Here is a 21,987-nt window from a genome sequence, read left to right as displayed (position 1 = left end):
TGTTTGTTTTGTATATGTTTATGGTATTAGTATAGTATTATTTAAAAAATAAAATATAAACGAAGAAATGAAAAATTTGTTTTAGGAGGTGTATGGTTATGGAGGAGATGAAGGACCGGGAGCGGGAGCGGGAGAGTAGTCAAGTGAATAACGAGTTTTTGCTTGAAGCGCTTAAAACGGAAAATCTAGATCAGTTCCGTACGGAGTTCCTCGAAATGCATCCTTATGATCAGGCTCAATTTTATACAAGCTTGTCAGATGAATTCAGATCCGTCATTTACACATATTTGTCACCGGAAGAAATGGCGGACCTTTTTGAGAATATAGAAATAGATGAAGAGGATTATGAAAGCCTGTTGGCTGAAATGAATCCTTCTTACGCAGCCGATATGCTTTCCCATATGTATGCGGATGATGCTGCTGACGTCCTGAATGAAATCAATGATGAGCAGGCCGTTAGCTATTTGACCATCATGGATGATGAAGCGGCAAGCGAAATCCAGGAACTTCTGAATTACGAGGAATCTACGGCAGGAAGTATCATGACGACAGAGTTCATTGCCATTGAAGCAAATGAAACGGCTCGATCAGCCATGCAGATCTTAAAAAGGGAAGCTCCGGATGCGGAAACGATATATTATGTGTTCGTTACCGATCAGGAAAAGAAGCTGCTTGGTGTTTTATCACTCAGGACTTTGATCATTGCAGATGAAGATGCTTTAATTGGTGATTTAATGGATGACAGGGTAGTTTCCGTACCTGTATCTGAAGACCAGGAAGAGGTGGCACGAAAAATAAGGGACTATAACTTCCTTGCCGTGCCGGTCGTCGATTTCCAGAACCATTTGTTAGGGATTATTACGGTTGATGATATCATTGATGTCATGGATGAAGAGGCATCCGATGATTATTCTAAACTCGCCGGTATATCTGATCTGGATCATGTTGATAAGAGTCCATTTTCAGCTGCAAAAAAACGGCTGCCATGGTTGGTCATCCTCTTGTTCTTAGGCTTGCTGACTGCGAGTTTGATCGGGCGATTCGAAGAGACACTAAGCCAAAAAGCGATTCTGGCTGTATTTATTCCATTGATTGGCGGCATGGCTGGAAATACAGGAACACAAGCATTGGCAGTGGCGGTCAGAGGAATCGCAACAGGTGAATTAGAACAGGAAAGCAAGTGGAAACTAGTCCTTCGAGAGGCTGGAACTGGCCTTATTATTGGTCTGACATGCGGAATTGCCATCATTTTCATCGTCTATTTTTGGCAAAAAGATTTAATGCTGGGGTTATTGGTCGGTATTTCGATTTTCATAACTCTGATCGTTGCCACACTTGCCGGTTCAATCGTCCCGCTTCTCATGCATAAAATGAAAATCGATCCAGCAGTAGCTTCAGGTCCTTTCATTACAACTATAAATGACCTTATCAGTATTCTTATTTATTTTGGATTAGCAACATTATTAATGGGCTATTTACTATAAGTCAAAGATGGCCCTCCTGCAGGGTCATTCCCAGAGGACTTTAGAAAACGGTGTTTTTATCAAAGGAAATTTGATATACTGTCATTAGTAGCAGGTACTAATAACTTGTATTAAAAATAGGAGGTCACATACGATGACTTTTTCATTAGAGGGAAAAACGTTTGTCATAATGGGTGTTGCGAATAAAAGAAGTATTGCTTGGGGAGTTGCCCGTTCCTTACATAAAGCAGGTGCAAAGATGATTTTCACTTACGGAAAAGACCGTACGGAAAAAAGCGTTAGGGAACTATCTTCTACATTGGAAGGGGAGCCCTCCATCATTTTACAATGTGATGTAACGAAGGATGAAAGCATTGAAAAATGTTTTGCGACGATTAAGGAAGAAACAGGTATCATTCATGGCGTGGTACACAGTGTCGCATTCGCTAACAAGGAAGAACTGGACGGTGAGTTCGTCAATACGAGCCGTGAAGGGTTCTTGCTTGCCCATAATATCAGTTCATTTTCTTTAACGGCTGTAGCTAAAGCGGCGAAAGAAATCATGCCGGAAGGCGGCAGCATCGTCACAATGACGTATCTTGGCGGTGAACGGGTCATGCCTAATTATAATGTAATGGGAGTGGCTAAGGCTTCACTTGAAGCCAATGTCCGTTACCTGTCAAGTGATCTTGGCAAAGATAACATTCGAGTGAATGCTATTTCAGCGGGACCTATCCGTACCCTATCCGCAAAAGGTGTTCGCGACTTCAATACCATTTTAAAGAAGATTGAAGAAGAAGCACCGCTTCGTCGTACAACGACACCAGAAGAAGTAGGGGATACGGCAGTATTTTTATTAAGTGACATGTCCCGCGGGATTACCGGGGAAAATATCCATGTGGATTCCGGTTACCATATAATCGGATGACAGTAAAAGAAGGGGACCAATATCGGTCCCCTTTTTTATTGATTTTCCACTCCTCAGAAATCCTTAATTGCTGTATCCTCATTTGAAATCTATCCGTTTTTTCATCTTCAAATTTTTTAGTTTTCTCCATAAATGCCCAGCATATCCAAGCTTGGTTGATGTCCTTTTTTGAAGGAGTGTCACATCTCCAGCATAAAGAAGGGTGAGTTTCATATAAATGATACATAGAGCGGATATTCATTGTTTGCGAGAATCGGCATAAAGCTGCTTTCAACCCTATTCGAGAAAAAGAAGGAGGGGTATCATGGACGTGGAAAAAGTTGGTGTGCCTTGTGCTGATGGAAAACAAACCATACAAAATACGCTGAAGAAACATATCAATTTACATGGAAAAAATATCAGTACTTCATATACCGCCGAGGAATTGGTGGAGCTATTGTCCCGACTTCCAGCTTTTGCACCTAAGCCTGTTTGTAGGTTCATCATCAATGACCGTACACTATTCGGGAAATTGGAACAAAAAAAAGAATCCAGTTTGTTCATAAGGCATAAATTCGGGAAAAAAGTTGTCCAATACCAAATGGAACAGCTGCAGTCCGTGGATATTCTGAAATATTAAGGAGGGTTTTCATGTCAGGGAAAAATGGTGATAAGGAATCCAAACCACTTATATATGTCGATCAAGCAAAAATATCAGATCTGCGTGGAAATATGCAAAGTGATTTTCGAACGAAAAAGGCTAAACCTCAAGACAGCGCTGAGCCGGAACTTCAGGAAGAGGCCGAGCATAAAGAAGAAAAAATCGAACAGGTCAAACGCGAATTTGGTGTTTATGATGCCATGAAGGAAATTGAAAAAGAGATTACGGGATTAAGGAAAATCACGGAAGAATATGTCCCTGAGCAAGCTCCGGTTGAAAAAATGGAACATACTGAACAAATAGAACAGGAAAATGAAAAGCCAGTTAAGAGAAAAAGGAAAAAGGTGGAGAAGAAAGAATCTTCCCGTGACATCATTTCCCGCCTATCCAATCATCAAGGTTTTCCAAAACCATTATGTGAGGCTGTAATTAACGGAGAAAAGCTTCGGTTTCATGTGTTGGGCATGAGAGGGGAATCAGTGAAAATTAAAAGAGGGAACCATATCCGTTTCGTGGGTCTGCCGGATATCATCGATGCCAAAATAATTGAAGAATCCAAGTGAAGGAGCAATATTAAATGTTTCCCCCACAAAATGAATTTACCTTATTTATCATATTAGGTTTGGCTTCCTTCAGACTGACACGCTTGATCGTTTTCGATAAAATCATGGAGCCGCTGCGCAGCCCCTTTTTTAAAGAGATAGAGGAAAAAAATGAAGAAGGAATTGTGGAAATATTTTTAATGCCCAAAGAAAAGGGTCTGCTGGGGTGGATGGGTCAATTGCTAAGTTGTTTTTGGTGCGTGGGTGTCTGGGTCAGCCTTTTTCTGGTTTTCCTTTATATCCAACATTGGTTTATAGGCGACGTACTGATATTGATCCTTGCCGTTGCAGCAGTAGGAGCGATAATTGAGGTCATAATCAGCAAAATTATGGACATTTAATTGGAAACAACTTGTCTTATCATTCATATAGTATGATATAGATCTTAAAGGAGGAGTCATGAATTGAATCAGAAACAGAATAATCCATGGGCATATGCAAAACCGATAAAAAAAGATCAGCCAATCAAAATCAAGAAAGATTGTGGCTGTAATAATAACAATAAAAATAAAGGCTATTGAGTGAAAAAACCCTTCCATTTTGGAAGGGTTTTTTATTTCCTAATCCTACCATTCATAAAAAAACCGTTAAACAAGAAAATAACAATAGAACGATAAATTAGGATGTGATTCTATGTTCAGACAAGGAAGATATTTTAAGGGAAGCTGGCTGGTTTTTATAGTTGTTTTGTGTGTGCTTACGGCGTGCAGCAATCAGAATGATGGAAAAACGGAGAATTTCGCGATGATTAAACGTACGAATCCTGAACCGATGGATATCATTAATGGAATGGATGAGAAGGATGAAAAGGGACTGATCTCAAAGGTAAAGGAAACAGTTGCTAATGAAGACACAATCTATGATGTGATCGTCGTGAAAAACGGGAAAAAGATTATCGTCGCTTATAAAGTTAAGCACTTACAACGTTTTCATATGAAGAAAATCGAAAAGACTGTGACTGAAAATCTGGAAGAAAAGTTTCCAGAGAATGATTTTATTGTTTCAAGCGATTATAAAATCTTTTTGGAATCAGTAAGGTTGAACGAGTTACTCAAGGAAAAGGATGTTCCCGAGAAAAAGGCAAGGAAGAAGTTCAAGGAAATTGAAGAACTTCAAAAAGAATTAATTTAGAAGAGAGGTTCAACACATGAGCGGCAAGGATAAAACGACCCCAATACAGGATGCGTATCAAGAGCTTCAAGGGAAGCATGAAATTAAAAGACCAATAGTGAAGAATTGTTTGAAGGCCTTTTTAGTAGGTGGCATTTTCTGTATAGTGGGACAAGCCATTTCCTACTTCTATATTTATTTTTTCAACTTTACAGAGCAGACAGCTGGAGGTCCGACAACGGCTACCATGGTGTTTCTGGCCCTTTTGATGACCGGTTTCGGATTTTACGACCGCATTGGCCAGTTTGCTGGGGCAGGGAGTGCCGTCCCTGTCACTGGGTTCGGTAACGCAGTCATTTCTGCAGCAATCGAACATCGGACGGAAGGTTTTGTACTTGGAGTTGGATCCAATATGTTTAAATTGGCCGGATCGGTTATTTTATTCGGAGTATTTTCAGCCTTTGTCGTGGCGTTGATAAAAACGATTTACCTAATGAGTGGGGGCTAAGCGGTGTTAAAGGGAAAACAAACATGGATGTTCACCAATAAACCGGTCATCTTGGAAACAGGGGTAACAGGGGGGCCATTTGAAGCTAATGGAGAAATCGCGGGAGATTTCGATATTCTATACGACGATTTATGGATGGAGCAGGATTCATATGAGAAGGCTCATCGCCATTTGATGGAGAAAGCGGTAGAGCTTGCATTGGAGAAAGGGGAGATTGACAAGGAGCAGGTACAGTTTTTCTTGGCTGGTGATTTAATCAATCAGGTTACACCGACAAGCTTTGCGGCAAGAACCAATGGAATTCCATATTTCGGCTTGTTTGGAGCCTGTTCCACATCGATGGAAGGGCTTGCTCTAGCTGCCTTCATCACTAATTATGGCGGGGCTAACTATGTGTTGACAGGTGCATCGAGCCACAATGCAGCTGTTGAAAAACAATTTCGCTATCCAACTGAATATGGCGGCCAAAAGCCACCTACAGCCCAATGGACGATAACAGGAGCAGGGGTGGCGCTGGTTGCTCCTAATGGAAGCAAGCAAGGGGAATATCCACATATTGTCTCGGCCACTATTGGTAAGGTCATTGACATGGGATTGAAAGATCCTTTCAACATGGGGGGAGCAATGGCCCCGGCCGCAGTCGATACGATACTTGCCCATTTCAAAGATACTGGTTTGACCCCGGATGATTATGATTTCATCATTACTGGGGATTTAGGTCAAATAGGGAGTGAGGCAGCCCATGACTTATTGAAACAAAAGGGCTGTAATATCAATCAGGAAAAATTCAAAGATTGCGGATTGATGATTTTTAAAAAGGACCAGCCTGTTTTGGCTGGCGGGAGCGGTGCGGGATGTTCGGCAGTCGTTTTATACGGCCATATATTAAATGAAATGATTTCCGGTAAATATAAAAAAATCCTGCTTGTCGCAACAGGAGCGTTATTGTCGCCGCTTTCCGTCCAGCAAAAAGATACGATTCCGTGCATCGCCCATGCAGTGTCCATTGAGTATGGGATGAATTCATGAAAAAGGAGGGATTTCGATGTTAGCAATGTTTTTTTGGGCCTTTGTCATCGGTGGCTTGATTTGTGTAGTAGGCCAGCTGCTTTTCGATGTTGCTAAGCTGACCCCAGCACATACGTTAAGCTTATTCGTTGTAATAGGAGCTGTTCTTGGCGGATTTGATTTATATGAGCCGCTGGTTGACTTTGCCGGTGCAGGAGCAACCATACCGATCGTTTCGTTTGGGAACTCGCTGGTGAACGGGGCGATGATGGAATCGGAAAAACATGGGCTCGTTGGCGTACTGACAGGTATGTTTGAAATTACGAGTTCCGGTATCTCTGCAGCAATCATTTTTGGATTCATCGGAGCATTGGTTTTCAGGCCAAAAGGATAAAATTAGCGAAATAGGCAGCCTTGGAATGGGACATGGCCTATACATATTTGTCCAGACCTACATATGTTATCAGTAAGCTTTAGCGAGAGCGAGGTGATATGTATGTTTGGTTTTGGTGGCTACGGTTGTTGTGGCGGCGGCGGTTATGGATACGGCGGCGGATATGGCGGAGGATACGGCGGCGGTTCTACTTTCGCGATAATCGTTGTATTGTTCATCCTATTGATCATTGTAGGGGCTTCTTTCTGCTAAGGCGTAAAAGGAATAGGCAGAAGAAGCCTATTCCTTTTATTTTTTTGTATGGGCCTAGCACTTTTTTCTGATAATGCCATAGGATAGGTACAGAAAAGGGAGGGGCTTAAGTATGGATAATAACTTTTTTAAAAACATAGAAGGTAAAACCGGCGTAAATATGAAAGATGTATTAGAATTGGCAAACTCGCTGCAAGGAGCCAACTTCAAAGATGAAACAACGGTTAGAAACGTCATTAAGCGTGTTTCGAAAATAGCGAATAAACCGGTCAATAAGGAAACGGAAGATAAAATCGTTCATTCCATCGTAGCTGAAGGGAATAAACTTGATTTCGGGACGATATCCAATATGATAAATAAAAAATGAAAAAGGGCCTGCTATCATGCAGGCCTTCAGACTGCAGACAAACTTGAAAAAAAGCGAGTTTGCCTGCAGTTTTTTAAACTAAAAAAGTCCATTTGCAAGATTTATAGTATCGGCTTTTGGTCAAAGCTTCAGAAAACGTGATGGATGGGCAGTCCGTCCGCGTCTAGTTTGCAGGATGGAAAGGTAAAGGTCCTTTTTAGCCCTCGTTGCCGCTACATAGAGCAATCGTCTTTCCTCTTCAAGAGGGGATAGTTCCCCTTTTCGGTAAGATTCAAGTGCGAAATCATGAGGAATGCTGCCATCGACAGCAGCAAGGACATATACGGTTTGATATTCAAGCCCTTTGGAACGATGTATGGTGGTAAGCTGTATGGCGTCCTTAAAGTGTTTCGATAGCTGTTTAATCTCTTGGACCATCGCAGTCATATGATCGACATGTTCAATGAAAGCGGCGACGGTTGGAAAACGATTTGCCGCCACCTTTAAGTCACGGATGTCATCGGATCCTTTTTCCAGGTTCGCATCATTACCGCGTTTTTTTACATATTCCTGGTATCCTAAATCTTTCTCGATGATCTCTAACGCTACGAGTGGCGACATAATTTTTAAAGACCGAATCTGTTCAGGAATCGTTTTTAATTTTCGTTCTTGAAAAGCATGTCCAGTCTTAACAAAAGCAAATGCATCGATGAAGTCACAATCCTGCAATATTGTCATTGCTTTTAACTCTTGTAATATACTTTGCTTTAAGAATAGGGAGGAAAGGACTTCAGATGCTGCCTTGCTATCATGCGGGAACAAACTCAAGCGCATAAAGGCAAGCATGCCGCGAATGACCTTGCGCTGATAAAACGAATCCGCATCCTTTTCAATGACGAATGGCAGATTGGAAGCGGCAAGCCGTTCAAAAATGGCCCTGGACATCGTGTGTGTCCTGTACAATACTGCAAAGTCCCTAGGGTTTGCTCCCTTGGATATTTTCTCTTGGATATCGGATACGATCATCGTCGCTTCCAATTCTTCATCATAAGGATAAAATAAAACAGGTGGATTTCCTGAATCATGCTGTGCCCTCATCCTTTTCTCCATCCGGTTCTGGTTTCGCTTGATCAAGCGGTTCGCAGTAGCGACAATTTCATGGGAAGAGCGGTAATTCTCCGTCAGCTTCACCACTTGGGATCGAGGGAAGTCATGATTGAAATTCAAAATATACTTCGGATCGCTTCCGCGGAATGAATAGATGGATTGGTCATCATCTCCAACCGCACATACATTTTTTGATTCAGCAGAGAGGAGTTTTATCAATTCATATTGAACTTTATTGATATCCTGAAACTCATCTACCAAAAAATAGTTAAACCTTTGCTGATATTTCTTTAAAAAATCTGGGTGATTTTTTAAAAATACATAACAGCCTACAAGCATATCATCAAAATCATACTTCCCTGTTTGCTGTTTATATTCTTCATATTTCTTATATAAAAATAAACACGATTTCTCCCAATCGTCCTTAGGTTGAATATCTTCTGGAAAGGCCAAAGAGTTTTTCCAAAGCCCGATTTGTTGAAGGGCCTGATCATATGCAAATTCCTTATCATCAAGTTCCAATTCCCTGCCAGCCTGTTTCAATACCTTTTCTTTTTCCCACTCCCACTTCAATAGGAAATCGCGCTGCCATTTGGCTGGTTCGTGGAAAATCAGGATTTTATAAAAGATGCTATGAAAGGTCCCGCTAACGATTTGAGAAACAAGGGAGGGCGTCATATAGGGATAACCGAGCAGACGCTGCTGCATTTCCTTTGCGGATTTCGCTGTAAATGTTACAAGCATGATACTTTTGGGATCAATCTTTTTCACTGTGAGCATATAGGCAGTGCGTACCGTCAATACGCGTGTTTTCCCGCTGCCTGCTCCTGAAAGGACAAGGATGGGTCCATCGATCGTCATTACCGCTTTGAGTTGCTCTGCATCGAGAACAACCCCTGAAGAGGATAATTCTTGAAAGTATGGTTCCTCTGATTGTGCCATGTCATATGGTTTATCTGAATATTTCGGATTGCCGGTTATGGGGCGGCTTTTAAGGAAAGGTTCGGTAATGGTTTTCGTTTCAGTAATGGTTCGTGATGTTGGAATCCTAAATCCATTCTGTTCCATATATTCTAAGGGCTTATCTTCATTTATGGATTCTGAAATTGGCATTTCACAGGGTCCCTGCGATGGGTCGCTATGATAAAAATAAGGTGTCTCATGGATTCCAATAAATAATTTCACTGGTTTATGACAAATGATACAAGAAAGCTGATCACGTTTTCCTTTTTCAAAAAGTGTCTGCAGCTCACCAGCTGAAACGGTATGTAAATGTACGATTTCATTGCCAGATTTTGCTTGATTCATATAAATGGATACCTCTAATCTATTAAAAATATCGGCAATACTCATCATACCAGAAGATTAGGAAAAAAGAATGTGGAAATCATGTTTAAATATTGTTCTGGCAGGGGAATTAAATGACAACATAACTATTTCAATATAAGGAGGGGTTACTATGGGATATATAGCACCTGTCACACAATTTGATTATATTCAATATGCCAACCGAACGGTCGAAGCTGCAGGGAAAGTAAGAATTGTTAAAGGAGCGGCACCCATTCAACCCATCCGTTTTGATCAGGTGTCGGAAAGGGAAAGGGAAAGGGAAAGGGAAAGGGAAAGGGAAAGGGAAAGGGAAAGGGAAAGCGTTGAAGGATTAAATCAAATTCAAGATAATGTTCGGGTAAGTGCATATGGAGCAGGCACATATCAACATGAAATGGGGAGGAGCGTCAGGAAAGATTTAACGGCTGGAATGACAGGAAAAGGCAGGTTCATCAACGAAATTGTCTAGTTCCTCCAGAAAGACAAAAGAGGACACGTGAAGTGTCCTTTTTGTGCTGACTTCTTAAAGAATGTCTATTTCCACGATTAGGGCTAACAATAGTTGCAATAAAAGTTGGATGTTTAGAGCGATTTGTGCATCAGTTGTTGTAATGTCGATATCACGGCTGTTTTCAACAATTGTTTTTTGGCGCGTGATTTGTTTAACATTGGAAGATTGGATTAATTGTTGAGTGATCTTATCAGCATTATCAGCATCTGCAACGGAAATGCTTACGATGACCGCAATTGCAGCTTGTAGAGCAGCTTGTAGTGAGAGGGCCGCTTTAACATCCGTTGAAGTGATATTTACATTACAAGAATCTTTAATGTAAATAAGTTCTTCAGAAAGCTGAACTTGATTATTATCCTGTCTTGCGTCTTGGTCAATCTTTGTGTCATCGTCGTTACAGAATCCTGAAAGGGGATGCCTCGAAGCGGAATCTAGAGCCGACCATGACCTTTCAGAGTCATCATGTGTGTTACAATTGCTACGATATACATTTTGGTTCATGTTGTTTTTTCCTCCTTAGGTTTTATTCCCTATTAAAATATGCTTTGATGGTTAATCGGGTTGGACGAATAAATCAGTTCATTCGTCTATTTTTTAAATACTTAGAGAAAGTATTAGTGTGTGGGGGATGAATAATAAAGAAGCTGGAGCTTTAGGAATGAAATGTAAGTGCTGCTATGTCTCGGTTTACTTATTTCTCGCCAGCAAGTAAGGTGATTAGGTGATATGGTGCGTCATTTATTTTTGGAATCCGTGAATTTGTTGTGAATGGAATTGGTAACTGGATTAACATCATGTTCCGTGATGTTCTTTTCTTGGTTTATGATTTTCAGTGATTGCTCTTGTAAATAACGAACGGTTTCTTTAAGGTTGTTTCTCTCTTTTTCAGTTAGATCGACCTTTTCCTTTTTGAAACCATGTTTTCTCAAAGTCCTCGAAACCAGCAGCTCCATCAGTCTTTTTTGAGACTCATCCAGGTTAAAATCATTGTTACCCATAAAATTTTCCCTCCTTCTTGCTTTCTATATATAGACTATGTATTTTTGATGAGATTGCCATTGAACGGAAATGGTTTTTTTCATAAAACGATAATTTAAGTCCATGAACGAACAAAAAAAGCTGTCCAATCAGAAGACTGAAAGGACAGCTTTTTTATATCAAAAAATGGTTTTCTTCATCGTTTTATGAGGAATGCCAGCATCCATGAATTCGTCGGAAACGATCTCATAACCTAATTTTGAATAAAAAGGGATGGCATGCACTTGGGAATCAAGCTTTAATTGAGGCACTTCCTGCTGGATTGCGTATTCCTCAATAGCATTCATGATCATGGCGCCGGCACCATTCTTACGGCCCGATGACAGTACACAAATGCGCTGTACTTTACCGATGTTGTCAATGACCCTGAAGCGGCCAGCACCGATTGGCTGATGCTGCTCATCATATAAAACGAAATGTGTGGAATCTTTTTCATATTCATCGATCTCTTCTTCAAGAGGGACGTTTTGTTCTTGGACGAACACTTTTCTTCGAATCATATATGCGTTTTCAAGCTCTTGGCTGTTCTCTGCGATTTTTACAAACACGAAATCATTCAGCTCCTAATCTAAATGTTTCATAAACGGTCCATGCCCCATCTTCAAGTTGATACAGCAAGTGAACTCGTTTCACCTCTTCTTCATGGCTGATGTCAAGCATGCTTAATTGGCCTAAAACATCAGAATGCTCATTATCGGATAAATCTTGAGCGATTGTAATATGCGGGACAAATGCATGTTCACTTTCACTTTTTATGAAATCCTCATTGTTAAGCGCATCATGCAGCTCTTGAAGCCCTTCGGATAATTCTACTTTGAAATAAATCGTATTGCTTACGGGTTGGAAAGACTTCGTTTTGGTTACGCTCATCGTAAAAGGTCTGCACTTTTGAGCGATGCCTTTTAATTGTTCCGCGATTGTTGAAATTTCCATATCTGTCGCTTCGAACGTTGGTTTAAGCGTTAGATGCGGAGGTATGAAAGCATACTTCGTATCATACCGTTTGCGATAGGAGTTAGCTAAATCTTGAAGTTTTTTTGAAGGGAAAATTGCAACACCATATTTCATAAATAAAACCTCCTGATATTTTTTATTGTTGTATTATAGTTGGACATGTTTTTTTCTTGAAACCATCCCAAACAGATGATTTCGAGTAATTAGAACATTTCCAATAGTGCTCGTTTCAAATCTGCCTGCCAGTATTTCCAGGTATGATTACCTTCAAATTCTTCATAGAAGCAAGGAAATCCTTTTTGGTTTATTAATTTATGCAATTCCCTATTTGGTTCTATGAAGTTTGCCTTATTGCCATCCGTCGTCGGTACATCCGTTTCACCGGTCCCGATCACATGGTAAAGTTCGAGGAGATGCGGATCCTCAAAATTACGTACAGCATCCATTACTGCTTCATTGGCAAGCGGGGACTGCATGATGCATTTACCGAATGTATGCGGATACTGCAAAGCGGCCAATAGAGAAACTGTACCGCCAAGAGAGTCACCGATCAAAGTTCGACCATGTCCCATTTGATAGGTTGGGAATTCATCATCTAAAAACGGAACTAGTTCATGGGCAAGAAAACGTATGTATGCAATATGCTGTTCCCCGTCCGGATGATATTTGCGCCTGCGGTCAAAGCGGTCTTTATAAGGAATGCCGACAATGATGATATTCTCGATCTCATCGTTCCCTAACAGTTCATCTGCTACCCGACCGATTCGGCCCATTTGAAAATAATCACGGCCATCCTGAGCAATCACAAGCGAATATTTATACAATGGCGAATAATTAGCAGGCAAGTAGACAAGCAATTCCAATTCTTCTGCTAAAGCTTCGCTTTTAAACATGTACTCTTTAATTGTGCCTTTGCGTAAACTCATTCTCCCGCACCTCAATGATAATTAATAATGAAAAACAACTTACTTGATTATTTTAGCATAGCCTTGCAACTTTTTCCCGCGACAAGAATTTGGAATATAAAATTTTCGTTATATTTTCTAAAAATTTAAATTATAAGGTGCTATAATACAAGGATATAGAAAAATAATACAAAAAAAGGTGGCGAATAAAATGGCAGATGTACACGTGCACAGCAGGGAAGTGACAAAGGCGGCTAAACGAACATTATTGGAGCGTGGTGTCAGTGTGGAGGCAATTGCAAAAATCGTTTATGAATTGCAGTTCCCGTACAAGGCTGATCTTAAGCTGGAGGAATGCATCCACAGCGTTGAGCGTGTCCTGTTGAAAAGGGAAATTCAACATGCCATTTTAGTCGGTGTGGAGCTGGATAAACTGGCAGAGCAAAAAAAACTATCTGAACCCCTGCAATCGATTGTTGAATCGGATGAAGGGCTATTCGGAGTGGATGAAACGATTGCCTTTGGTGCAGTACTCGGTTATGGAAGCATTGCTGTAACAACCTTTGGCCATTTGGATAAAAATAAAATAGGCGTCATACACGAACTTGATAAGAAGCAAGAAGGAATCGTGCATACCTTCCTGGATGACATCGTTGCAAGCATTGCCGCGAGTGCCGCCTCAAGGTTAGCTCATCGTCTGAGAGATGAAGAGGAATCGTTAACTGAACAGGAAAAGGACATCCAGGAAGAAGAAGAGTTAATAGGTTGAACCTTGAAGAGCAATGTTCAGCCAGACCTGTAAAACCTGGCCTTAATGAGGCGGGCAGAAAGGATGTTGGCTACTTTAAATGTCCGTTTTGTCTGCCTTAGAAAACAGAATGCGTGAATATGGCCTGGATAAATTTCAAGCACCTGGATTTTCCGTTGTGTAATCTTACCTTGTTCGGAGAGATAAATTATTTCTAATGGAGCATTTTCTTCCATATGTTTACGAAGTATATATTTCATTCCCGGTCACTCCTTTGCTGACTTGCTTGCTATCATTATATGCGAACATACGTTTTGTATGCAAGTGAAAAGCGAATGTTCGTTCTGTCTTATTGTGGGGTGAATGGAAGAAGATGAAATTATAACTTTTTTAATATTATATGTAGAGTTTTTAACAAAAAAACAATTTATGTACTCAATTTCTGACCTTTCTTCTAACAGTCCTCTTAGAATCTCAGTAGCTAGGTTCTTCATCAACCAAAACTGAAGTGCGATTATACCTCACCTCATTTTCAGATTGAGAATAAAGAATATGTTTCCCCGATTATATCCACAAAAATACCTTCCTTATTGTTAACGACCACCTTCTTAATAAGATATATAATCCAGTAGATTTTTGCTGTTTAAGTTAGATTTATTTTCAAATTTGTAACATATGTACAAACATCTTTTCTTTTAATGAATAAAATAACCCGAAAATAAAAAAGAAAAAGGTGATTATAATTAAAAATCATAATTCTATTTCACATTGTAATTCCTTTATAGACACCACATATCTTAATAAGAAATGTGTGCAAAAGAAACCGGATGATTGTCATAGCTGCCATAAGAAACACAATGACTGTATATGTCACCAAAAGAAATCGGATGATTGTCATAGCTGCCATAAGAAACACAATGTCTGTATTTGCCACCAAAAGAAACCGGATGATTGTCATAGCTGCCATAAGAAACACAATGACTGTATTTGTCATCAAAAGAAACCGGATGATTGTCACTGTTGTCATAAGAAACACAATGACTGTATTTGCCATCAAAAGAAACCGGATGATTGTCACTGCTGTCATAAGAAACACAATGACTGTATTTGTGAGCAAAAGAAAGATGATGACTGTCATTTGTGCCATAAGAAACACTGTATTTGTCATCAAAAGAAACCGGATGATTGTCATTGTTGTCATAAAAAACACAGTGACTGTACCTGTGAGCAAAAGAAAACCGATGACTGTCATTTGTGCCATAAGAAACATAATGACTGTCACTGTGACAATAAGAAACATAATCTAGTAAGAGCATCTGCGTTCAGGGCTAATAAGAATACACCACAACTATACGAAGCAGCGTTAACTCCCTCTGTAAAAGTTTTATTCCAAACTGAACAGTTTGATTTAGCGGATGAATATAATCCGCACATATCAACATTTATTCCAACTAAGGATGGAATTTATGAGATAACAGCAAAAGTCTCGTTTTGTCCGTCAAAAAGTAAAAGCAATGATTCCTCAAAAAACAAAAAAGATAATTGCAAATGTGATTATTGCAGTAAAAATAGTTGCAACTGTGATTATTGCAGAAAACATCATCCTTCAAAAGACAAAAAAAGGAGTTCTTCAAAAGAAGGATATGTCGCATCCATTTCCATTAACGTAAACGGAGATAATTTAGATATTGTTAATGACTTCTTGGAGAAATCAAGACCTATTGGACTATCGGTTACTACAATCCTTCAGTTACAAGCAGGAGATCGGGTACAAGTATTATTTAGCGCAGATGCAAACGGAGAAATTTTAGCAGAAGCATCTTTAACAAACTTTCAGGCTGCTAGATTCCCTTCTCCAATGTAAAGATCTTTCTGCTTTAGTCTTAGATTGAGTAAATGGACATCATATTTGTTAATTAAAGTCGAGTAAACGTATGATTAGGAGCCCTGGATTCTCCTTGAAAAAGGTGAGGTAGATTCTATTCCGAGAAATTTTGGGGGTCAGATCGTACTTTCAGGGATTAACGCCTAAGACCACACTTTACTGAAAAAAACTTTTTTAGCAAAACTACTTGTTTTATTTTGAATACCACTATATAATAAATCTTGTTCAGAAAAGAAGTCAGCAACTAAGTAAGTTTTAAACCAAGCTCTATAGAGCTTGATTTACATACGACTTGTTAGCTCAGTGGGAGAGCACTTCCTTGACAGGGAAGGGGTCGTGGGTTCGAATCCCTCACAGGTCATCAACTGCCAAAGGCTCAAATCCTTGATATAACAAGGGTTTGGGTCTTTTTTTGTTTTTAAAGATATAGTTCATTATGTATTATTTACTGAATTGGTGGCGGATAGAGCAACATTTAAACCTAATACAGGTCAATTATTTGTAATGATTAATATTTCAATGAACTGTAGGTAAAGCCTTTCGCTTATTCAGCTAACGATGGTGGTTAAAAATAAGACCGTATTTTTGGCTTTTCTTTAAAAGGTACATAATCATATTCTTCGGTAAAATCCAATTTACTATAATGTGTTGGATTACTCACTACTGAATACCATGCACGGGAATACTTCCTGGAAGCCCTGAACATGACGCATGAAGACTATGCAAAATATCAGCAAACGATGTTTCTTGGCTTGAAAAGTATAATACAATGCCTTCACTTAAAATGATGGTAGAACAATATAGAGAAGAATTACAACCCTTACCCTCCACTTCAGTATTATATAGTAAATATTCCCTTTGTTTTTAACGGATGATTTTAATACCTCAACAGTTTATTATATTGATAAAGGATGAAGTATTTAATCTACTACTATAATTTGGTAAGTCTGTAAAAGGGAAGTGATTGTTAAATGCTTTATATAAGCGATATCGGAAAGATAATTAATAACACATTAAATGAGCACAATTTGGATATTATTTATGAATTTGACAATAACCTAAGTGCACCTATGAGTTATAACGTATCGACCAATACTATAAAATTCAATTACCTTCAAGTTAACGGTTATAAAGGGAAAATTAGAATAAAAGAGACAGAGGAAGACTTTGTTAAAATTATTCTTTATCGTATGATTGGTTATTATTTAGATTTTAAGAAAAACAAACATGATTTAAGGATTTTAATGTATGGTCACGAAGAAGAAAAAGAAAAGCTGAAATCTGAAATAGAAACTAATGCTTGGGATTATGGGAGAACATTAATACCTGAACAACTATTGGAGTCATATGATAAAGTTCGTGAATTGGATAAAATGTTAATAAATTAATGTACTCTAAGAAAATGGAGACTCGACTTTAAACTAAAACAAGAAAAAGAAGCCACCCTTGGAGAATCTCTCTGGCTTAATTTTTGAGTGAGAAATTAAACTGATATCCAATAAGACAAGACCCAGAGAAAGAAGAGTTGTCTTAGAAACCTTAGGTTTAAACCTGATTTCTAACTTTGATCACGCACCTTCTTTAGAGTAATAGTATCGTCATGTCCAAAAATTTGAAATTAATTGCAAGTCTCTAAAAATTTTTGTAACAGAACCAATTCATTTAATATCTTTATTTATATTTGCCAGCTAAAATTTAGTAATCTAATATATAAAGAGTTGAAATATAGGAGGATTTACTAATGAGCACTCATGAATTTGAAATGAACATAGATGGAGAAATAATCAGATGGGCAGAAAAATCACACGCACAAAACTTCCGCAACTTCTGGCAGTTCTTCATGGAAAAAGATTTACAAAAAACAATTGAAACAATAGAGTTCACAGGAATCCGCACTTCCGATTCAGAATACTTCGTAGCCAAAAATGGAAGTAAAAAGAAAAATATCTTTGTAAAAGACAATTACTACGTTTATACCCACTTAACACCATCCGCAATGCAAAAAGCATATGAGAGATTCAAAAAAGGCTGGGAGGATATATATAAACAAACGAAGGGCGAAATGCCTAACATGAAACAGGAGGAAATGCCTGAGGAACTGCAAACGGAAGAAAAGCAAAATTTGAAAAATATTTATGAAAAAAGCCATGCAATTGCTTCGGTTACGGCGAATCATGACTCACATAACAGTTCTCTAGTTATAGAAACTTCCGTTACAAAATTGCCTGACGAAACAGAACCATTAAGAATTCTTTTTGGTCATTCACCCAACAGCAATGAACCATTGTATTGGTATCCAACTACGACTAGTAAAATCATGCATACGAATACAGGTATTATTGGTACGATGGGGACGGGTAAAACTCAGTTTACTAAATCGCTCATTAAACAGATACATGATGGTTCTCTATCTAATGTAAATGGAACACCTATTGATGTTCTCATCTTTGACTATAAAGGTGACTATATCAAAGATGACTTTATAGGGGCGACAAACGCTACAGTTTATCATCCATATCACCTTCCGTATAATCCGTTATCTTTATATAGAGGAAAACAACTAAAGCCGTTATTGCCTTTGCATACAGCTAGTACCATTAAAGAAACAATTGCCAATGCTTTTAATTTAGGTATAAAGCAACAGCAGTTATTGAATGATTTAATCATTGAAGCTTATTCACAAGCTGGTATTTATAAGGCTGATATGGCTACATGGGGTCTGGTACCACCTACATTAAATAATGTATTTGAACGATTAATGGATAGGGAGGATGTAAAAGAAGATAGTCTTTATGCAGCACTAAAACAAATTTATGATTTTGAGATCTTTTCTCCAAATAGTGAGAATACAAAGTCCTTATATGACATGATACAAGGCGTAACGGTAGTAAATCTGGCTGGTTATGATCCAAGTGTTCAGAACTTGATAGTAGGAATCACTTTGGACACCTTCTATTCCCAGATGTCTACAAAAGGGCACAGTACGATACAAGGAGATTATCGTGAATTAACGAAAATGATACTTGTTGATGAGGCAGATAATTTCTTGAGTCAAGACTTCTCTTCTTTAAAGAAAATTATGAAAGAAGGAAGAGAATATGGCGTTGGTGTAATCCTATCAACCCAATTTTTAGACCACTTTGCAACTACAAATAATGACTATGCTCAGTATATATTGACTTGGATTATACATAGAGTACCTACCATTAAAAAGAAGGAAGTACAAGCTATCTTCAGTCCAGAAAATCAGGCTGAGGGTGAGCAGATAGTTAAAAAGATAGCTCAACTTCAAAAACACTATAGCTTAGTCACGTCTGTTACCAATAATAGATACGAAATTATGGAGGATATGGCGTTCTGGAAGCTTCTAAATTAAACATAGATTTCTGATAAAAAACCCTTTGAATTTAATCATAATTAAATTCAAAGGGTTTCTCAAGTCATCTAAAATTATTGCATCAGAACAACGTAGTGGGTTGCATAACCGAGATTAAATTCTGCAAAAACTAAAAATCTACCCTAACGTTAATAGAATGATACAATATTTTACAGGCATTATTAGTTAGTTGCAGGAGGTTTAAACATGAATGGTTATATTGCCGTTACTTCTAGGGAATGGTTTACGAATTTATCTTCGCATAATGTAGCAGATGAATTTAACTTTTGGCGTAAGGACACTAAAAACTTTAAATCGATAACCATGGGGGAACCGTTCTTTTTTCTTGTTAAAAATGATAAGAGAGTTAAAGGAGAAAGAGCCGTATTAGGTATGGCTACGTACATACGTTTCGAGGTATTAACGGCAGGTGAAGCATGGGACAGATACCGTAATGCTAACGGTGATGAAGATAAGGAAAGTTTTATAGGTAGAATGAAAACCATGTTTGGAACTGATGCATATACGGGTCAAATAGGATGTATAATTCTTACCGACTTCAAAGTGTTTGATAACCCCGTATATCTAAGCAATATTAATATTAAATTTGCAAATAACACTATGTCTGGACAAGGTATTACTGATACAGAAGGAAACGCAATTTTAGAGTACGGTTTTAGTTCCGTAGGTAATGTACTACGTAAACTTAATGAAATTGATCGTATAGGGTTTACGGAAGATGACGAAGGTTTTCCAGAAGGAAAGGTTAAATTAAAACAGCATCTAGTACGTGAAAGAAACCCCCTTGTTATTAAACTTGCAAAGGAACGATTCTTACAACAGCACGGTAAGTTATTTTGCGAAGTATGCGAGTTTGATTTCCAACAATATTACGGTGAACTTGGACATGGTTATATAGAAGGTCATCATACGAAACCTGTATCGGAAATGGACGATAACCAAGAAACAAAGGTAGAGGATATCGCCCTAGTATGCGCTAACTGCCACCGTATGCTACACCGAAAACGACCGTGGTTATCAACAAGTGAACTAAAGCAACTACTATATTTGCAGCGGTGAACAAAAGGCCATGGATTTCATAGGATCCATGGCTTTAAACACTTTAAAGTCAAAGGTTTGATAAATATAATAATGGTGGCAGCCTGGTGGCAATACCAACATGCCACCAATTACATTTGTTTAAATCCTACATAGAAAAAATATTAGGCTATTAAATCAACGTTTTCCAACTGAATCTGTTATAATTCGATTCACTCTTCTTCCTTGACAGGGAAGGGGGCGTGGGTTCGAATCCCTCACAGGTCATCAATTAACAAAGGCTTAGATCCTTGATATAACAAGGATTTGGGCCTTTTTTGTTTTTAAAGATATAGTTCATTATGTATTATTTACTCAATTGGTGGCGGATAGAGAAGGAGTAAAACGTATTACAGGACAATTATTTGTGATAATAAATATTTCAAGGAACTTTGAGTAAATGCCTTTTGTTATCTGCTAACGATAAAGGTTAAAAATAAGACCATCACCGATTCGGTGTTTCGGCTGTTTTACGAAGAGATAGTCCCTTCAACATGAATTAAATAAATGCAATCCATTTGTCTTCCTTTTCTGAACGATACATAGGTGAATTTGTGAACTTGTTAAATCAGTCTATGTCTATTCATGTTCGATATAATCAGCTGTACCAAGTGAAACTAGTTTTTGATGAAATCAGCCGAATTGGGGTCGCCAATACTTAAGATGGTTTAATATTGTAATAATTTAACACAAAAGTTAATCTTAAATTACCTAATAAGGCACAATATTAAAGGAGAAAATTGTGAGTTATCTCGGAAAGTATTTGAAAATGCCACCAACAATTGAAAAGCTCCATAAATTAGAGAAGGAAATTGAAAAAGAAGGCTACTCCTTAAGTGAATTATCCCTTTATTTAGAATTTGACTTCTCCCCTTATGAAAATACTCCTTATGATGTCATTACATTTGCTAGTACAGGCGTTGACGGCATACATTTCGGATTTCTAACTGACTTCGGAACAGTATCTGATTTAGAGAATGCTTTTGTTGTATGTATTAGTCCAATGGATTTTGATTCACAAATAAAGATTGTAGCAAGGAATATAAGGGAGTTTCTTAACTTGGTTTGTACAATGAAAGGTGCCTTAACTATTTCTAACTTTAATATCCTGGAAGAAGAGGGTCAGTATATTCTTTTGCTTAAAGAACTAAAACAAGTAGAACCTGAAGATGAGGTTTTTGAAGAGAACGTAAACTATGTAGTGGAAAAGATAATAGCCACATTCGATAGCGAACGAATAGAAGATATCTATCATTATGTGGAAATAAAAGTAAGGACAGAAAGAGAGCAACAAACCATTTTACCAACTCTTGATGGGTTAGGCATAATATCTGTAGAGAACAGTACAATCAATTTTCTCCCATACAAACTTGAAAAAGATATGACGATTAACTTGGAAGAAGTGAAAGCCTTTTTTAATTCTGCAACAACAGAAAGTAAAATGGCTTTCATCAGAGATGTCCAATTTACTTACTTAATTGCAAATGAGATAGCGTTAAAAGAATTGGTCATTCATGAAATGATAAAATTAGGTTTACAGGATGAAGTCGATAGATTATACGTGTTTTAGGTCCTCTTTTTCTTGTCTAATAACACCATAATCCTTAACGGAAAGAATTATTAGAAGGTTACTTGTAGGGGTATTTACTTAATTATTAATAATCCAAACGAGGGCTTTCTCAATATCCTCTTAGTCAATGGAAGCCTCCATTTTACGAACGAAATGGTTCGCAGGCACCAGTTGATATAAAGTAATCATTTCAAGTTGATCTCGCTGAATGGAAT

The 21,987-nt window shown here is 38.3% G+C and carries 26 protein-coding genes and 1 tRNA gene; 20 read left to right on the top strand and 7 right to left on the bottom strand.

Annotated features, from left to right (window positions below; translation table 11 throughout):
• Positions 1–107 precede the first annotated feature (107 nt).
• The 11 genes from mgtE to spoVIF all read left to right on the top strand — a co-directional run bounded on the left by mgtE (position 108) and on the right by spoVIF (position 7,272).
• Positions 108–1,484, top strand: a complete 1,377-nt coding sequence (mgtE, locus tag AC3WLU_RS12640; RefSeq protein WP_034315491.1) for a magnesium transporter — start codon at positions 108–110, stop codon at positions 1,482–1,484.
• Positions 1,485–1,617: 133 nt separating this feature from the next.
• The gene (gene fabI, locus AC3WLU_RS12635; protein ID WP_034314473.1) at positions 1,618–2,391 is read left to right on the top strand and encodes an enoyl-ACP reductase FabI; all 774 of its coding nucleotides are present in this window, start codon (positions 1,618–1,620) and stop codon (positions 2,389–2,391) included.
• 304 nt (positions 2,392–2,695) lie between these two features.
• Positions 2,696–3,010 (top strand): hypothetical protein, encoded by a 315-nt coding sequence (locus AC3WLU_RS12630; protein ID WP_492597344.1) that lies wholly within the window; start codon positions 2,696–2,698, stop codon positions 3,008–3,010.
• 11 nt (positions 3,011–3,021) lie between these two features.
• The gene (locus AC3WLU_RS12625) at positions 3,022–3,594 is read left to right on the top strand and encodes a hypothetical protein (protein ID WP_492597343.1); all 573 of its coding nucleotides are present in this window, start codon (positions 3,022–3,024) and stop codon (positions 3,592–3,594) included.
• A gap of 14 nt (positions 3,595–3,608) precedes the next feature.
• Complete coding sequence (locus AC3WLU_RS12620; RefSeq protein ID WP_063577049.1) at positions 3,609–3,974, top strand: DUF1360 domain-containing protein; 366 nt, start codon at positions 3,609–3,611, stop codon at positions 3,972–3,974.
• A gap of 292 nt (positions 3,975–4,266) precedes the next feature.
• A complete protein-coding gene (locus AC3WLU_RS12615; protein WP_492597342.1) occupies positions 4,267–4,764 on the top strand; it encodes a YhcN/YlaJ family sporulation lipoprotein in 498 nt (165 codons plus the stop codon).
• Between the two features lie 16 nt (positions 4,765–4,780).
• Positions 4,781–5,251, top strand: coding sequence for a stage V sporulation protein AC (spoVAC, locus tag AC3WLU_RS12610; protein ID WP_063577048.1), 471 nt, complete (start codon positions 4,781–4,783; stop codon positions 5,249–5,251).
• A gap of 3 nt (positions 5,252–5,254) precedes the next feature.
• Complete coding sequence (gene spoVAD, locus AC3WLU_RS12605) at positions 5,255–6,280, top strand: stage V sporulation protein AD (RefSeq protein ID WP_063577047.1); 1,026 nt, start codon at positions 5,255–5,257, stop codon at positions 6,278–6,280.
• A 16-nt stretch (positions 6,281–6,296) separates the two neighbouring features.
• Positions 6,297–6,653: a stage V sporulation protein AE gene (gene spoVAE, locus AC3WLU_RS12600; RefSeq protein ID WP_057278904.1), complete on the top strand. Its 357-nt coding sequence runs from the start codon at positions 6,297–6,299 to the stop codon at positions 6,651–6,653.
• Between the two features lie 102 nt (positions 6,654–6,755).
• Positions 6,756–6,905: a YjcZ family sporulation protein gene (locus AC3WLU_RS12595; protein WP_082609450.1), complete on the top strand. Its 150-nt coding sequence runs from the start codon at positions 6,756–6,758 to the stop codon at positions 6,903–6,905.
• Between the two features lie 112 nt (positions 6,906–7,017).
• Positions 7,018–7,272 carry a sporulation-specific transcription regulator SpoVIF gene (gene spoVIF, locus AC3WLU_RS12590; RefSeq protein ID WP_034314458.1) on the top strand — a complete coding sequence of 85 codons (255 nt, stop codon included), beginning with the start codon at positions 7,018–7,020 and terminating at the stop codon, positions 7,270–7,272.
• A gap of 120 nt (positions 7,273–7,392) precedes the next feature.
• Here spoVIF and AC3WLU_RS12585 read toward each other — a convergent pair whose 3' ends face one another.
• Entirely contained in the window at positions 7,393–9,666 is a 2,274-nt protein-coding gene (locus AC3WLU_RS12585; protein ID WP_492597341.1) for an ATP-dependent helicase, read from the bottom strand.
• A 151-nt stretch (positions 9,667–9,817) separates the two neighbouring features.
• On the opposite strand from AC3WLU_RS12585, the gene AC3WLU_RS12580 reads away from it, so the two are divergent.
• Entirely contained in the window at positions 9,818–10,156 is a 339-nt protein-coding gene (locus AC3WLU_RS12580) for a hypothetical protein (RefSeq protein WP_492597340.1), read from the top strand.
• Positions 10,157–10,210: 54 nt separating this feature from the next.
• On the opposite strand, the gene AC3WLU_RS12575 is transcribed toward AC3WLU_RS12580, so the two are convergent.
• From AC3WLU_RS12575 to AC3WLU_RS12555, 5 genes are all read right to left on the bottom strand, one after another.
• Positions 10,211–10,699 (bottom strand): spore coat protein, encoded by a 489-nt coding sequence (locus AC3WLU_RS12575; RefSeq protein WP_063577043.1) that lies wholly within the window; start codon positions 10,697–10,699, stop codon positions 10,211–10,213.
• Positions 10,700–10,932: 233 nt separating this feature from the next.
• Positions 10,933–11,196, bottom strand: a complete 264-nt coding sequence (locus AC3WLU_RS12570; protein WP_034314453.1) for a hypothetical protein — start codon at positions 11,194–11,196, stop codon at positions 10,933–10,935.
• A gap of 159 nt (positions 11,197–11,355) precedes the next feature.
• Positions 11,356–11,784: a GNAT family N-acetyltransferase gene (locus tag AC3WLU_RS12565; RefSeq protein ID WP_034314452.1), complete on the bottom strand. Its 429-nt coding sequence runs from the start codon at positions 11,782–11,784 to the stop codon at positions 11,356–11,358.
• 4 nt (positions 11,785–11,788) lie between these two features.
• Positions 11,789–12,304: a YjcG family protein gene (locus tag AC3WLU_RS12560; protein ID WP_034314450.1), complete on the bottom strand. Its 516-nt coding sequence runs from the start codon at positions 12,302–12,304 to the stop codon at positions 11,789–11,791.
• A gap of 89 nt (positions 12,305–12,393) precedes the next feature.
• Positions 12,394–13,116, bottom strand: a complete 723-nt coding sequence (locus tag AC3WLU_RS12555; RefSeq protein ID WP_054397157.1) for an alpha/beta hydrolase — start codon at positions 13,114–13,116, stop codon at positions 12,394–12,396.
• 190 nt (positions 13,117–13,306) lie between these two features.
• Between AC3WLU_RS12555 and AC3WLU_RS12550 the strand changes: the two genes are divergently transcribed.
• The gene (locus AC3WLU_RS12550; protein ID WP_034314446.1) at positions 13,307–13,864 is read left to right on the top strand and encodes a phosphatidylglycerophosphatase A family protein; all 558 of its coding nucleotides are present in this window, start codon (positions 13,307–13,309) and stop codon (positions 13,862–13,864) included.
• A gap of 17 nt (positions 13,865–13,881) precedes the next feature.
• Here AC3WLU_RS12550 and AC3WLU_RS12545 read toward each other — a convergent pair whose 3' ends face one another.
• Positions 13,882–14,103 carry a hypothetical protein gene (locus AC3WLU_RS12545; RefSeq protein WP_034314444.1) on the bottom strand — a complete coding sequence of 74 codons (222 nt, stop codon included), beginning with the start codon at positions 14,101–14,103 and terminating at the stop codon, positions 13,882–13,884.
• 567 nt (positions 14,104–14,670) lie between these two features.
• On the opposite strand from AC3WLU_RS12545, the gene AC3WLU_RS12540 reads away from it, so the two are divergent.
• The 7 genes from AC3WLU_RS12540 to AC3WLU_RS12510 all read left to right on the top strand — a co-directional run bounded on the left by AC3WLU_RS12540 (position 14,671) and on the right by AC3WLU_RS12510 (position 21,772).
• Positions 14,671–15,150 carry a hypothetical protein gene (locus tag AC3WLU_RS12540; RefSeq protein WP_492597339.1) on the top strand — a complete coding sequence of 160 codons (480 nt, stop codon included), beginning with the start codon at positions 14,671–14,673 and terminating at the stop codon, positions 15,148–15,150.
• The gene (locus AC3WLU_RS12535) at positions 15,096–15,707 is read left to right on the top strand and encodes a hypothetical protein (RefSeq protein WP_141489691.1); all 612 of its coding nucleotides are present in this window, start codon (positions 15,096–15,098) and stop codon (positions 15,705–15,707) included. The genes AC3WLU_RS12540 and AC3WLU_RS12535 overlap by 55 nt, the downstream gene beginning before the upstream one ends.
• A gap of 310 nt (positions 15,708–16,017) precedes the next feature.
• Positions 16,018–16,089: transfer RNA gene (locus tag AC3WLU_RS12530), tRNA-Val, on the top strand.
• 610 nt (positions 16,090–16,699) lie between these two features.
• A complete protein-coding gene (locus AC3WLU_RS12525; RefSeq protein ID WP_063577040.1) occupies positions 16,700–17,116 on the top strand; it encodes a hypothetical protein in 417 nt (138 codons plus the stop codon).
• 353 nt (positions 17,117–17,469) lie between these two features.
• A complete protein-coding gene (locus tag AC3WLU_RS12520) occupies positions 17,470–19,104 on the top strand; it encodes an ATP-binding protein (RefSeq protein ID WP_492597338.1) in 1,635 nt (544 codons plus the stop codon).
• Positions 19,105–19,311: 207 nt separating this feature from the next.
• Complete coding sequence (locus AC3WLU_RS12515) at positions 19,312–20,184, top strand: HNH endonuclease (RefSeq protein WP_492597337.1); 873 nt, start codon at positions 19,312–19,314, stop codon at positions 20,182–20,184.
• Between the two features lie 760 nt (positions 20,185–20,944).
• On the top strand, positions 20,945–21,772 hold the full coding sequence (locus tag AC3WLU_RS12510) for a hypothetical protein (RefSeq protein ID WP_492597336.1): 828 nt from the start codon (positions 20,945–20,947) through the stop codon (positions 21,770–21,772).
• Positions 21,773–21,987: the final 215 nt, after the last annotated feature.

Source organism: Peribacillus sp. FW305-BF15 (assembly GCF_058783805.1).
This window is presented reverse-complemented; position numbering and strand designations above follow the sequence as displayed.

Bases quoted from the DNA above. Each gene is read 5' to 3' on its own strand.
- AC3WLU_RS12560 (WP_034314450.1), bottom strand. From the start codon at position 12,304: ATGAAATATGGTGTTGCAATTTTCCCTTCAAAAAAACTTCAAGATTTA.
- AC3WLU_RS12520 (WP_492597338.1), top strand. From the start codon at position 17,470: ATGAGCACTCATGAATTTGAAATGAACATAGATGGAGAAATAATCAGA.
- AC3WLU_RS12515 (WP_492597337.1), top strand. From the start codon at position 19,312: ATGAATGGTTATATTGCCGTTACTTCTAGGGAATGGTTTACGAATTTA.
- AC3WLU_RS12540 (WP_492597339.1), top strand. From the start codon at position 14,671: ATGATTGTCATAGCTGCCATAAGAAACACAATGACTGTATATGTCACC.
- AC3WLU_RS12555 (WP_054397157.1), bottom strand. From the start codon at position 13,116: ATGAGTTTACGCAAAGGCACAATTAAAGAGTACATGTTTAAAAGCGAA.
- AC3WLU_RS12630 (WP_492597344.1), top strand. From the start codon at position 2,696: ATGGACGTGGAAAAAGTTGGTGTGCCTTGTGCTGATGGAAAACAAACC.
- AC3WLU_RS12580 (WP_492597340.1), top strand. From the start codon at position 9,818: ATGGGATATATAGCACCTGTCACACAATTTGATTATATTCAATATGCC.
- AC3WLU_RS12570 (WP_034314453.1), bottom strand. From the start codon at position 11,196: ATGGGTAACAATGATTTTAACCTGGATGAGTCTCAAAAAAGACTGATG.
- AC3WLU_RS12595 (WP_082609450.1), top strand. From the start codon at position 6,756: ATGTTTGGTTTTGGTGGCTACGGTTGTTGTGGCGGCGGCGGTTATGGA.
- fabI (WP_034314473.1), top strand. From the start codon at position 1,618: ATGACTTTTTCATTAGAGGGAAAAACGTTTGTCATAATGGGTGTTGCG.
- AC3WLU_RS12615 (WP_492597342.1), top strand. From the start codon at position 4,267: ATGTTCAGACAAGGAAGATATTTTAAGGGAAGCTGGCTGGTTTTTATA.
- AC3WLU_RS12625 (WP_492597343.1), top strand. From the start codon at position 3,022: ATGTCAGGGAAAAATGGTGATAAGGAATCCAAACCACTTATATATGTC.
- spoVAE (WP_057278904.1), top strand. From the start codon at position 6,297: ATGTTAGCAATGTTTTTTTGGGCCTTTGTCATCGGTGGCTTGATTTGT.
- AC3WLU_RS12620 (WP_063577049.1), top strand. From the start codon at position 3,609: ATGTTTCCCCCACAAAATGAATTTACCTTATTTATCATATTAGGTTTG.
- AC3WLU_RS12585 (WP_492597341.1), bottom strand. From the start codon at position 9,666: ATGAATCAAGCAAAATCTGGCAATGAAATCGTACATTTACATACCGTT.
- AC3WLU_RS12575 (WP_063577043.1), bottom strand. From the start codon at position 10,699: ATGAACCAAAATGTATATCGTAGCAATTGTAACACACATGATGACTCT.
- AC3WLU_RS12550 (WP_034314446.1), top strand. From the start codon at position 13,307: ATGGCAGATGTACACGTGCACAGCAGGGAAGTGACAAAGGCGGCTAAA.
- mgtE (WP_034315491.1), top strand. From the start codon at position 108: ATGAAGGACCGGGAGCGGGAGCGGGAGAGTAGTCAAGTGAATAACGAG.
- AC3WLU_RS12545 (WP_034314444.1), bottom strand. From the start codon at position 14,103: ATGAAATATATACTTCGTAAACATATGGAAGAAAATGCTCCATTAGAA.
- spoVIF (WP_034314458.1), top strand. From the start codon at position 7,018: ATGGATAATAACTTTTTTAAAAACATAGAAGGTAAAACCGGCGTAAAT.
- spoVAC (WP_063577048.1), top strand. From the start codon at position 4,781: ATGAGCGGCAAGGATAAAACGACCCCAATACAGGATGCGTATCAAGAG.
- AC3WLU_RS12525 (WP_063577040.1), top strand. From the start codon at position 16,700: ATGCTTTATATAAGCGATATCGGAAAGATAATTAATAACACATTAAAT.